Annotated in this window: 4 protein-coding genes and 1 riboswitch; all 4 genes read left to right on the top strand. The window is 44.9% G+C overall.

Annotated elements, in window-relative coordinates:
• Positions 1–2: 2 nt before the first annotated feature.
• The 4 genes from ACP69X_RS14595 to ACP69X_RS14580 all read left to right on the top strand — a co-directional run bounded on the left by ACP69X_RS14595 (position 3) and on the right by ACP69X_RS14580 (position 14,071).
• The gene (locus tag ACP69X_RS14595; protein WP_426052794.1) at positions 3–1,094 is read left to right on the top strand and encodes an ABC transporter ATP-binding protein; all 1,092 of its coding nucleotides are present in this window, start codon (positions 3–5) and stop codon (positions 1,092–1,094) included.
• Positions 1,094–1,963 carry an ABC transporter permease gene (locus ACP69X_RS14590; protein ID WP_041089014.1) on the top strand — a complete coding sequence of 290 codons (870 nt, stop codon included), beginning with the start codon at positions 1,094–1,096 and terminating at the stop codon, positions 1,961–1,963. The genes ACP69X_RS14595 and ACP69X_RS14590 overlap by 1 nt, the downstream gene beginning before the upstream one ends.
• Positions 1,956–2,759, top strand: coding sequence for an ABC transporter permease (locus ACP69X_RS14585; protein WP_041089016.1), 804 nt, complete (start codon positions 1,956–1,958; stop codon positions 2,757–2,759). Before ACP69X_RS14590 ends, ACP69X_RS14585 begins: the two co-directional genes overlap by 8 nt.
• A gap of 367 nt (positions 2,760–3,126) precedes the next feature.
• Positions 3,127–3,220: riboswitch (cyclic di-GMP riboswitch) on the top strand.
• Positions 3,221–3,364: 144 nt separating this feature from the next.
• Positions 3,365–14,071, top strand: coding sequence for an amino acid adenylation domain-containing protein (locus tag ACP69X_RS14580; protein WP_426052793.1), 10,707 nt, complete (start codon positions 3,365–3,367; stop codon positions 14,069–14,071).
• Positions 14,072–14,085 lie beyond the last annotated feature (14 nt).

The following is a 14,085-nucleotide window of genomic DNA, read 5'->3' as shown; positions in this document are numbered from 1 at the left end:
GCATGAGTGGAATTCATTTAGAACACATCAGTCAGCACTTCGGTGAGCAGATTGCTCTCAACGATGTCAGTCTTACTGTGAATGAGGGAGAGTTTTTCTCCCTTCTTGGTCCTAGCGGCTGCGGGAAATCAACGTTATTAAACATCATTGGCGGTTTTTTAGAACCAACAAAAGGCGTCGTCTATATTGGTGATCAGGATGTGACAGCTTTGCCGCCTTACCAAAGAAAAACAGGTATGGTCTTTCAAAGCTATGCACTCTTTCCGCATCTGACTGTATTTGATAATGTGGCGTACGGGCTTAAGGTTCAAAAGAAAAAGAAGGCGGAAATCAAAGAGAAAGTGATGGAAAGCTTGTCTCTTGTTCAATTAGAGGCATTTGCGAAACGGATGCCCCACCAATTAAGCGGTGGTCAGCAGCAGCGGGTAGCGATAGCAAGAGCGCTGGCGATTCAGCCGTCTGTTCTCCTTCTTGATGAACCGCTCAGCAACCTAGATGCCAAACTAAGAAAAAACATGCAGACAGAGCTGCGAAATATTCAAAGAAATGTCGGGATTACAACCATTCTTGTGACACATGATCAAGAGGAGGCCTTAAGCCTTTCTGATCGAGTTGGAATTTTAGGAGAGGGTAGAATTCAGCAGATTGGGACGCCTTTAGAGGTGTACCGCCAGCCAAACAATCGATTTGTAGCTGAATTTATCGGACAGGTGAATATCTTTGAGGCCGTGTACAATGAAGCTGATGCTGCATTTACGGTTCCGCATGTAACCCATTCAAACGGTCAGCATCTTCAGCTGCAGGCTGCGGCATATCAAGAGAAAAGGGAAAAGCAACTGCTTATGCTGCGTCCTGAAAGAATCAGCATCTCTTCTGAGAAAGAGAAAGTTCAGCCAAACCATGTATCAGGCGCGCTGTCAGATGTGAGTTATATTGGACATTCATTACGTTTGGTTGTGGGGCTTGATAATGGTGAAATCATTGTCCATGCTTCTGATGCTGCATTTCCCGAGCTGCCTGAAGTTGGAGAAACCGTCCATATCCATTGGCAGCCTGAGGATATCGTTTTCTTAGATTCGAAGGTGCATACGTGATGCGAATCAAGAAAATGAATCAACGATTTCATTGGTTTATGCTGCTGCCAGCCTGTTTGTTTCTTGTTGTATTTTTACTAGCTCCGCTTGTGATGATGCTCGTTCTCAGTTTTCGCGATGTCGATTCGATGATGAATACATTACAAACGTATAGCTTTTCTCAATATATTCATGTGTTCACGACAGATGCTTATGTAAAGGCGATTGGAAGTACTGTGTGGGTGGCTTTACAGACAACGGTGATTTGTTTATTGATGGCATACCCAGCAGCATATGTGCTCGTTAAGGCACCTAATCCGCGTCTTCGGGCATTTTTCTATATCTTACTTGTGTCGCCGCTTTTGACAAGTGTTGTGATTCGGACGTTTGCATGGATTGTTCTTCTTTCGCAAAATGGTCTGATCAATGGTATGTTACTAGATTTACATGTGATTGAGAAGCCGCTCTCGATGCTGTGGAATATGAATGCGGTCATTATTGCCTATGTCCAGGTCATGCTGCCATTTGCAGTACTGCCGATCGCAACAAGCTTAACCGATATGGATCGTCACTTAAAACCGGCTTCTATGAGTCTTGGAGCTGGCCGGATTCGAACCTTTTTTCATGTCACCTTACCACTGACCATTCCAGGTATGGTGACTGGCGCGATTATTGTCTTCTCACTGGCAGCAGGAAGTTATATCACTCCGCTGTTAGTCGGCGGACGGATGCAGCCGCTGCTGCCGCTGTCAATTTATCAGCAGGTGATGCAGGTGTATAACCTGCCTCTTGCTGCAGCTATGTCCTTTACATTATTGGTTTGTGTGCTTGTGGTGGTCAGTCTATTAAGCTATTTATTGAAGCGTTGGGAGGCGAGGATGCATGCGTAAAAAGTCAATAGGTGATCGCTTGATTTCTATTCTGATTTGGACTGCTGGGTCATTGGTTTATCTTTTTTTAACCATTCCTGTTCTTGTGATCGTTCTATCTGCTTTTAGTCCAAATGCCTTTCCTGAATTTCCACCGACTTCGTTCTCTGTTCGTTGGTTTCATGAGGTCGTGTCAAATCCAGAATGGATGGAATCGCTTCGGATCAGTGTGATTCTGCTATTCATCGTGACGCCTCTCACGGTTCTTTTAGGGACAATGGCCTCGTATGCTTTAGCAAGGCTTTCCTTTAAGGGAAAGGAGGCTGTCCAAGCTTTCATTCTGTCACCTCTCATGATTCCTCAGGTGGTATTAGGGATTGCGATGCTTTACTTGTTTACGGCTATGGGCTTTACAGGGTCTTTGTGGGCGCTCGTCATTGGTCATGTCATCATTGGTTTTCCCTATGTGGTTCGCACGGTAGGCGTGAGTGTTTCGAATTTAGATCCGCGGCTTGAGCTAGCTTCAATGAATCTTGGTGCAGGACCCATTCGCACGTTTTTTCGAGTCACATTGCCTTTGATTAAGCCGGGAATCATTGCAGGCGGGGTGTTTTCAGCTGTGACGTCATTTGGAGAAATATCGATCAGTTTGTTCGTTTCCTCTCCTCAAACCATCACAATTCCCGTCAGGACCTTTAATTACATTGAGCAGACCTTTGATCCAAGTGTCAATGCGATATCTGTCATATTTATTATCATTTCTATCATTGCGCTGCTCATTATTGAAAAAACGATTGGTCTGTCTAAGGTGATGTAAATATAATGAAGAAACAAGGAGTTGTCATTTGAAATGACAGCTCTTTTTTTGTTGTTTTTACAGTAAAAAAATTCATTTTTTTAGGGAATGTAGTTCTTAAGATTTAAGAATTTGCGGGGAACGAAAGGAGACCTCTATCCTACATTTTCGGTCATATTTTCAAAATTTAAGGGAAAATATGAAATTTTTGCGGTATTTAGTCGATTATTTTCGGTTGAACGCAACTATTATTAGTTATTTTCGGTAAATATCGTCAATTATCATGGCGTCCCTTCGGTATAACGCATGAATCTTTACACCCATTTTTCGGTGAAAAAAACAATATTTTCATATAAAGTGGACGTAAATAGAAAATATCTAAAAGAAAAGAAGAAAAAGGCAAATCTATGGAAACATAGAGACGCAAAGCCATGTCCTAAGGTAAATGTTTCTTTTTTTGCTAAGGTCGGCAGGCTACCGAATGAAAATGGGAGTCCCTCCGTTTTATTCGGGGTGGGCTCCTTTTCTGTAAAGCGTCTATTTTAATGAAATAGACTTGGTTCTTTTGATATAGAGGGTGCAGGGTGAAATTGGTGGAGAAATCATAGAAGAGGCGGAGGATGAGAATGAATACAGTTTATTACCCCTTAACACATGCGCAAAAGCGAGTATTCTACACGGAAAGATTTTATCCAGGTACAAGTATTTCTAATTTGGGTGGATTCGCCAGGTTGAGATCAGCTTCAGGTCTCGATCCTTCTTTGGTCGTCGATGTGCTTCAAGCGTATATTCGACAAACTGACTCTCTTAGGCTTAGGCTCGTGTATCGAGATGAACAGGAGGAGCCTGTTCAATATATCAAATCATATGAAAAACAGCCGATTCGCATGGAGAAGGGCTGGAGTGAAGAGGAAGTAAGGGCTTGGGCAAACGAGCAAATTCGTGAGCCGATGCCGTTGATTGACAGCCCCTTGATTGAATTTACGGTATTTCAAATCAGTGATCAAGAGTGCTGGCTGTTCTGTAAAGCACATCATATTGTCGCGGATGGGATTTCTATCATTTTAATGGGAAATCGCATTATTGATTTATATCATGACATGCTACAAGGAGTAGACATCTCGCCAGTTGAGGAGATTTCCTTCGTTGATCACATTATGAGTGAGCAGACCTATGAATCTTCTAAACGTTTTCAAAAAGACCAGGCTTTTTGGAATGAGCAATTTGCTCATATTCCAGACTTCGCATCTTTAAAACCGCATAAGGGATATGAGATGAGTTTACATGCGGAGCGATTTTCAGGGGATGTTCCAGATTCTTTAAAGGAGAAGCTTCGTATCTTTTGTGAAGAACAGAAAGTCAGTATGCTTTCGATGTTTATGTCCACTGTCTATATTTACTTACATCGTTTTAGCGGTATGGAGGATGTTGTTCTTGGAACCTTTATGGGTAACCGGACGAATGCCAAAGAGAAAAAGATGATTGGGATGTTTGTATCGACGATTCCAATGCGTGCATCTGTTCAAGGGTCGCAATCGTTTGTTGATTTCGTAAAGCAGGTCATGGCGGATCAAATGAAGATCTTGCGACACCAAAAATACCCTTACAATCTGCTCATGAATGATTTGCGGGAAAGAGAAGGGTTTACAGGACGCCTTTTTGATATTTCTTTAGAATATCAGGTCATGCAGTGGCAGAAAAAAGAGAACCTGTCGTTCATTACTGAACCGATTTTTAGCGGGAGCGGAATGAATGATATTTCAATACATGTGAAAGACCGCTGGGATACTGATACATTGACCATTGATTTGGATTACCGTACAGATGTATTCACAGAAGAAGAAATGAGTAAGATGTTTGATCGATTCTTGATTTTACTAGAAGCGGCGGTCACTCAGCCTGATCAGCTGATCGGGACACTGCCTTTACTTTCAGCAGGTGAACAAAAGGAACTGCTGCAATTATCTGAGGGAGAATCTTTTGAAAAACCGGCAGCAAAACCGGTCCATCACATGTTTGATGAGACAGCCAACAAATATGCAGATCGGACAGCCATTGTAGCAGAAAATGGAACAATTACTTATGGAGAGCTGCAACAACAGGCAGAAAAGCTGGCACGTTTTCTACAAATGAAAGGTATCTCACGTGATGTGCCTGTTGCTGTTTTGATGGAGCGGAAGGTAGATGCCATGGTAGCAGTCTTCGGCATACTAAAGGCTGGCGGGGCATATGTACCAATTGATCCGGCATTACCTGAGGAGCGCATTCAATTTATTGTGGAGGATTCAGGTGCTTCTATTGTGTTAACAGAGGAATCGTTCATTCAAGAGTACCCAGCCCTCTCGGAAAAATTGATCGTGCAGCAGCAAATATTACTAGATGATGGACGGCTGCCTGAGCTTGTCGATCAGACGGCGCCCGAAGATTTAGCCTACATGATTTATACATCGGGTACGACTGGAAAGCCGAAGGGCGTCATGATTGAGCATCTTCAGCTTCATCATTTGGTCCATGCTTTGCATCATGAGATGTATCAAGGGGCGAATGAGCTTCAAATGGCGCTTCTAGCCCCATTCCATTTCGATGCATCGGTGAAACAAATCTTTGCTGCCCTTTTATTTGGACATACGCTTCATATCATCCCGCGAGAAACGACGAGAAATGGCATGCAGCTAGCGGCTTATTACAGAAAACATCACATTGAAGCGGCAGATGGAACTCCGGCGCATGTGCAGCTTTTACTTGCAGCGGATTTGGACGGTCTGTCATTGACGCACATGCTGATTGGGGGAGAAGCGCTGCCTGCGAAAGCAGCACGTTCACTTATCGAAGCGGTTCGTATGAGTCAGCCTGATTTTACTCTATGGAATGTGTATGGTCCAACTGAGACGTGTGTGGATGCGGCGGTTCATCGTCTGAATCTCAGTGAGCTGAGCGAATCAACTGAACAGCGCTATGTATCAATTGGAAAACCACTTGGTCATCATCGTATTTATATTTTAAATGAACATGATCAATTACAAGTGCCTGGGGCTGCAGGAGAACTTTGCATTGCCGGTATAGGTGTTGGGCGAGGCTATGTGAATCAGCCTGAATTGACGAAGAAGGTATTCACGGCAGATCCGTTTTCTCCGCATGAGCGGATGTATCGAACAGGGGATCTAGTCAGATGGCTTCCAGATGGCACGATTGATTATCTTGGCAGAATGGACGATCAAGTGAAAATAAGGGGTTACCGCATAGAAACAGGCGAGATTGAAGCGGTGATGGAGCAGGTAGATGGAGTTGATAAGGCTGTCGTGCTAGTAGTTGATGAAGCGGATGGGGAAAAGGCGTTAAGTGCTTACTATCAAGCTCGTCATGATGGTGTGTCTGTTGACATGCTGCAAGCGGCTATCAAACATCAGCTCCCAGCTTACATGATGCCTCTTTATTTCAAAGAGCTCGATGCTTTTCCACTCACAGTCAGCGGCAAAGTCGACCGTCGTGCACTTGCTGCCTTAAAAGGTGATAGAGCGGTTCATGCTGTTTATACGGCACCTAGAAACGATATAGAAACGAAGCTTGTTCATTTGTGGGAAGACATTCTTGATCAAGAGCAAATCGGTGTATATGATTCTTTCTTCGATCGAGGCGGGCATTCGCTCAAAGCGATGACCGTACTTACAAAGGTTCAGCGAGACTTTCAAGTGGAGGTGCCACTCTCTGTTTTATTTGAACAGCAGACGATTGCTGCTCTTGCTGCTTATATTGAGCAAGCAGAAAAGTCTTCTGAAACGGAGATACCAAAAGCGCCGGCTGCAGATCATTATCCGTTATCGCCTCCACAGCAGCGCGTCTATATGGTGAGTCAATTGGAGCAAAGCACTGCCTATCATATGCCTGCTGTTGTGAGGTTAAAAGGAGCTCTGCAGCTTGAGAAGCTGACTGAAGCCTTTGACAGACTGATCTCACGTCATGATATGCTGCGTACTTCTTTTCATACGATAAAAGGTGTCCCTCGTCAGCGGATCGCTTCATCCGTTTTCTTTGAAATAGAACAGCTGACAGGCGGTACGATGGAAGAAAACATGCAGCACTTTGTCAGACCTTTTGATCTTGAGTGTGCGCCACTTCTTCGAATTGGATTGAAGTCATTGCATGATCAGGAGCATTTGCTCTTTTTCGATATGCATCATCTGATTTCAGATGGTCTTTCGATCGATTTAATACTGCGTGAGCTGTCAGATGCTTACGAGGGATCGGTGAAAGAACCATTGAAGCTTCAATATCAAGATTATGCTGTTTGGCAACAGCACCAAGACTTTCAAAAAGAAGAGGCATTCTGGCTGCAAGAATTTTCGGGGGATATCCCTGCTTTACAGCTGCTGACCGATTATCAGCGTCCAGCTGTCCAGTCTTTCGCAGGTGATCGTGTCATCAAAGAAATCGATGAGACGTTAAAGAATCAATTACAGGAGCTTGCAGCAAACCATCACACGACACTGTATACGGTGCTGCTTTCTGCTTACTACACATTGCTTGCGAAATATACGGGTCAAAAGGAATTTGTGGTCGGAACACCGGCAGCAGGGCGTGTGCATACAGATTTGAATGACATGATCGGTATGTTTGTCCAGACACTTGCTTTGCGGTCAGAGGTAGATCCGAATGGAACCATGTCTCAGTTGATTGAGCAAGTAAAGGAAAAGACGATGCAGGCATTTGAGCATCAGCAATATCCATTTGAGCGGCTGCTTGAAAAGCTGAATGTGCCAAGAGATTTTAGCCGTCATCCATTGTTTGATACCGTCTTTACACTCGCACCGGATCATTCAACAGCACAGCATATTGGAGACATGCTGGTCGAAGTCGAAGAAACCAATTTCCATATTGCAAAGTTTGATTTAACACTGCAAGCGATGGAGTCAGATCAAGGTTTATCCTTTGTACTCGATTACAGTACGGCGCTATTTAAACGAAGTACAGCAGAGCAGATGCTCAAACATTATGTTTATCTGCTGGAACAGATGGTTCAAACGCCGCAGGAAGCTATCCAATCCTATCGATTATTGTCTGAACAAGAAGCAGAAGCTCAGCTAAATAGGTGGAATCCGTTACCTGCGCCTTATCCAGCAGAAGAAACCATTGTGACGCAGTTTGAAGCACAGGTGCAGCAGCATGGTCATCAGCCTGCATTGCAATGTGAAGATGTGGTTCTTTCTTATCAAGAGCTGAATGACCGAGTGAATCAGCTGGCACATTATTTGCGTGAAAATGGTTTTGAAAAAGGAATGAAAGCAGCCTTATTCTTTGAACGATCCAATGAAATGGTGCTCTCTGTTCTAGCTGTGCTTAAGGCGGGGGGCGTCTATGTACCAATTGACCCCGATTTCCCTGATGAGCGCGTGAAGCACTTTTTAACAGACAGCGGTGCACAATTCTTATTGACACATCAAGTGCTGCGCCATCGCTCGGTGCTCACTGCATTTGAGGGAATCATCATAGAAACAGAAAATCAAGCGATTGCTCAGCAGTCAGACAGCCCAATAGATGCTCATATTTTACCTGAGGACTTGGCGAATTTGACCTATACATCTGGTACAACCGGTAAACCTAAAGGAAATATGGTGACACACCGGAACATTTTGAGAACGGTGAAGCAATCGAATTATCTCACCATTCATCATGAAGATACGGTGATGAGCATCTCAAACTATGTATTTGATGCCTTTATGTTTGATGTGTTTGGTGCTTTATTGAACGGAGCAAAACTCATTGTTCTGCCAAAGGACCATATTTTAAACATGAATGAGCTTTCTGGAGCGATTGAGAAGGAAAAAGTCAGTATTTTAATGATCACGACAGCTCTTTTTCACTTACTCATCGATATGAAAAAAGACAGTCTGAAGAACGTAAGAAAAGTGCTGTTTGGCGGAGAACGTGCTTCCGTGCCTCATGTGGTGACTGCACTTGAGACAGTGGGGAAAGACAAGCTTGTTCATATGTACGGCCCTTCTGAGAGCACAATTTTCACCACATATTATCCTGTGAACCACATTGAGAAGCAGGCGTTATCCATCCCAATCGGAAAGCCAGTGAGTCAAACGGCTGTTTATATTGTAGATGAGTTTGGACATGTACAGCCGCCGGGCGTTGCAGGAGAGCTTTGTGTCGCTGGTGATGGACTGGTGAAAGGATATTATAAGAAGCCAGAACTAACGAGCGAAAAGTTTGTCAAAAATCCTTTCCGCCCTGGAGAGACCATGTATAAAACGGGCGATCTTGCACGCTGGCTGTCAAATGGAGATATCGAATTCATTGGACGGATCGATCATCAAGTGAAGATTCGCGGACAGCGTATCGAGCTTGGGGAAATTGAACATCAGCTGCTGCGGCATCCTCAGGTGAAGGAAGCTGTCGTGATTGCTGCTCCAAATGACACGTTATGTGCGTATTTCACAGCAGAAGGATCTGTCTCATTAACTGATTTGCGCGAGCAAGCAGGACGTGAACTGCCTGTATATATGATGCCGGCATTTTTCATGCAATTAGACGAGCTTCCTTTGACGAATAATGGCAAGGTCGATAGGCGGGCGCTGCCGGCACCTGATCTCAGTGAGCAAGGGGCAAATGAATACACCTCTCCTCAAACAGAAACAGAGCGTCTTCTGGCGAACATTTGGGAGGAAGTTCTTGAAGTGCCGCGAATCGGCAGGCACGATCATTTCTTTGAATGCGGGGGCCATTCGCTGCGCGGCATGAAAATGCTGAACAGGCTATATGAAGAGATGCAGGTGGAGCTCACTTTGAAGTCTTTATTTGAATCCGCAACATTAGAAGCGTTCGCGCTTGCGGTAGATCAAGCGGATCAAACGGAGATCAAGCGAGTGGAAGTTGCCAAAGAGGCGGCCTATTATCCAGTGACATCTGCTCAGAAAAGACTGTTTGTTTTGGAGAAAATGACTGATGCGGAGCAAAGCTACCATATGCCGGCTGCCTTAAAGCTAGAAGGCGTCTTTGATGAAAGACGATTTGAAAAGGCAATTGATCAGCTAGTCCAACGTCATGAAGCTTTCCGAACAAGCTTTGATTTTATTCAGAATGAACCTGTTCAACGGATTGAAACAAATGTCTCAATAGACATTGAAAAAATTGAACAGAACGGCCGAGACATACAGCAATTGATGAATGACTTTATCAGGCCATTTGATGTAGAAAAAGCGCCTTTGCTCAGAATAGGTCTAGTTTCCGTCTCCGTAAATGTCCATTATTTACTGATTGATATGCATCATATCATTTCAGATGGGGCGTCTGTTGGCATTTTAATTGAGGAGCTTTCAGCCCTGTATCGAGGAGACAAACTAGAGGAATTGCCTGTTCAATATAAGGATTATGCAGTTTGGTCAAAAAGTGAGGCATCTGCTGCGCAAAAAGCAGCTGAAGAGGCATTCTGGCTGGATCAATTACAAGGAGAGCTGCCTGTACTGGCACTGCCGGAAGACCTGCCAAGGCCAAAAGTTCAAACATTCGCTGGAGATCGTGTCTCATTTACAATTGGAGGTTCGCTTAAAGCGAAATTGGACGAACTCGTTAGAGCGCTGAACAGTACGACCTATACAGTCCTGCTTGCTGGCTACAGTATTCTTCTAAGCAAGCTTTCAAGACAAGAGGATATCATCATTGGTTCTCCGGTTGTGGGTAGAACCCATCCTGATATTCAATCTGTGATCGGCATGTTTGTGAACACGCTGGCACTTAGAACAAGACCAGCAGGACATCAGACAGCTGCTGAATTTGCGTCAATTGTCCATCAGCTTGTGTTAGAGGCAAACGAGCATCAGCTGTACCCATTTGAAGAATTGGTAGATCAGGTGCAAACGGTTCGAGACACAAGCCGTCATCCAATTTTTGATGTGGTCTTCTCAATGGAAAATGCGGATATTCGTGATTTATCAATGGATGGGCTTCACATTGTTCCACAGCCATTCGAGGAGAATATCGCCAAATTTGATTTGACCTTAACTGGAAACGAATCCGCAGATCAAATTGAGCTCGTGTTTGATTTTAATTGTTCTATCTTTCAAAAGACGTCAATTGAAAAATGGAAAGAATATTTCCTTCATTTGCTGGAACAAATGGTATCAGCACCAGATCAATCGTTAGATCAAATGAAATTATTGTCACCGCAGCAGCAGCAAAAACAGCTGAACGAATGGTCAGGACCTATCCTAGACGTCCCGTCAAATCAAACCGTTCATGCCCTGATTGAGGCGAAGGCACAAGAAGCACCGCATCAAAAAGCAGCGACCTTCTGCGGAACGAGCTGGACGTATAAAGAGCTGAACAGCCGGGCGAATGTAGTCGCTTCAAGGCTCATCGCAAGCGGCACAAAACCAGGAGACCGCGTCGGTATTCTTACCCGCCCATCCCTTGACATGACAGCTGCTGTCCTCGGCGTTCTCAAGGCAGGTGCGGCATTCGTTCCCATTGATGCAGATTATCCAGCGAAGCGTATCGCGTACATGCTGGAAGACTGCGGGGCAGAGGTGCTTCTGATGCAGAAAGGACTCACTGCACCACCTTCATTCACAGGTCATGTCCTGTTCATAGAAGATGCGGTAGAGGGAGAAGCTCACGAGATTCAGAGTCAGATCAAACCAACGGATCTTGCCTACATGATTTACACGTCTGGGACGACGGGACAGCCGAAGGGTGTCATGGTCGAGCACCAGTCCCTTGTGAATCTTGCATTCTGGCACAATGATGCGTTCCAAGTGACGAACAAGGATCGAACTGCGAAATATGCCGGTTTTGGCTTTGATGCCTCCATTTGGGAGATGTTCCCGACGTGGATCGCCGGCGCTGAGCTGCATATCATCGACGAAGAGATTCGCCTCGATATGATCAAGCTCAATGCGTATTTCAATGAAGCAGGCATCACGATTGCCTTCCTGCCAACGCAGTTATGTGAGCAGTTTATGTCAATGGACAACCATTCTCTGCGTTATTTACTAACAGGTGGAGACAAGCTGAAACAGGTGAAGCCAGTACCATATGAACTCGTCAATAACTACGGTCCAACAGAAAATACGGTTGTAGCGACAAGTGGAGTCATCGACCCAGAACAAGGCGCGATTCCGATTGGAACAGCCATTGCCAATACTCGTTTCTACATCATGGGTTCGTTATATGACCTATCGCCGCCAGGCGTACCGGGCGAGCTCGTGATTGCAGGAAAAGGACTGGCAAGAGGCTACTGGAATCTTCCAGAGGAAACAGATAAACGATTTGTCCCAGATCCATTTTATCCAGGCGAGCGCATGTACCGCACAGGCGATTTAGTGAAATGGACAGAGGATGGCGAGCTGATCTATCTCGGCAGAATAGACCATCAGGTCAACATTCGTGGCTTCCGAATTGAGCTGTCAGAAATTGAAGCCCAGCTCCTGACGCTGGATTCGGTCAAAGAAGCCGTCGTGACAACAGTCAAAGATGCGAGTGATCAAGATGCACTTATCGCTTATGTCATCGCGGCTGAAGAAACAACAGCCCTGAAAGAAAGCCTAAAACGAACGCTGCCTGAATACATGGTGCCATCATGGATCATCAAGCTAGACCAATTTCCAATGACGGCAAATGGAAAAGTTGATCTGAAAGCATTGCCAGCTCCTGATATCGAAGCGAACCAAACGGTATACGAAGCACCAAGAGATGAAGTTGAAACGCTGCTTTGCGGCATTTGGGAAGATGTCCTTGGCGTCAGCCAAGTCGGTATTCACGATCACTTCTTCTTCCTTGGAGGAGATTCGATTAAAGGCATCCAAATGGCAAGCAGACTCACGCAAGCAGGCTGGAAGCTCGATATGAAACTTCTATTCCAGTACCCGACGATTGCGGAGCTGCGCCCATATATCGAGGAAGCCGACCTTCTCACAGCCGACCAATCATCTGTCGAAGGAGAAGTCATTTTAACACCGATTCAACGCTGGTTCTTTGAACGAAACTTTACGAATCAGCATCATTGGAACCAATCGGTTATGCTCCAAGCACCAAATGGTTTGGATGAGGAAGTCGTTCAGCAAGTACTGGAACAGCTCATGATTCATCATGATGCCTTGCGACTGGTGTATCCGCTCGAAGAAGGGCGCGTCATCCAGCGTCATCGAGGAGTCGAGGAAAAGAATGTGGCAATTGACGTGGTGGAAGTAAAAGGAGAGCTGTCGCAGCAAATCAAGCAGGTAGAAAAGCTGGCAAATGAAGTGCAGGCGAGTATATCGCTAGCAGAGGGGCCTTTAGTGAGACCTGCTATTTTCCGAACGGATCAAGGGGATCATTTATTGCTTGCTGTACACCATCTTGTCATTGATGGGGTGTCATGGCGCATTTTCCTTGAAGATTTCATGGCTCTTTATGAACAGTTGAAGCGCGGGGAAACTCTTACCCTCCCTGAAAAAACACACTCCTTCCAAGAATATGCCCAGAAGCTGACTGAATACGCTGTGTCAGATGAGCTGCTATCGGAAAGAGAGTATTGGAAAAAGGTACTTGCGCATCCCGTTCCTCCGCTTCAAAAGGATCATGTCACGGAGGATCAACGAATGATTCATACAGAGACCATTCGTTTTACATTGTCTAAAGAGGAAACGCACAGGCTGCTGACGGATGTACATGAAGCCTACCAAACAGAAATCAATGATATTTTGCTGACGGCATTAGGATTGTCCATGAAAGAGTGGACAGGTGAAGACAGGCACTTTATTCATCTTGAAGGGCACGGGAGAGAGGACATCCTCCCTGCGGTTAATGTATCACGGACCGTCGGCTGGTTTACTAGCATGTATCCTGTGTTACTGGATATGTCGCATGCAGACGATCTTTCTTATCAAATCAAGCATTTAAAAGAGGAACTCAGACACATTCCGAACAAGGGGATCGGCTATGGCGTTTTAAAATACTTAACGCCTGACAAGATGAAGGACGATATTGATTTTCAAGTCACACCAGATATCAGCTTTAACTATCTTGGCCAGTTTGATGAACAGATCGGTGGCGGTGAAATGAGACGCTCTGCATGGCATGCAGGACAATCGCTGAGCCCTGAATCCGAGAAACCTCATGCGCTAGATATTGTTGGTTTCGTAGAACAAGCAATGCTCCATGTGACGATTTCCTATCATCACCTTGAATTCGAAGAGCGGACGATGGAACAGTTCAAGGAACTCCTAGAAAAGAATGTGAAGACATTGATCTCACATTGCCTATCACAGGCTGAGAGTCAGATCACACCTAGTGATGTGGGGGATGATGATCTTACCATGGATGAACTTGAAAAGCTAATGGATCTATTTTAAGCAAAATGAAGAGG

Origin of the sequence: Bacillus sp. DC4300-2b2, from assembly GCF_049895685.1 — a bacterium.
Taxonomy (GTDB): Bacteria; Bacillota; Bacilli; order Bacillales; family Bacillaceae; genus Bacillus; species Bacillus safensis.
The sequence above is the reverse complement of the archived record's forward strand: the minus strand, read 5'-3'. Positions and strand labels throughout refer to the sequence as shown.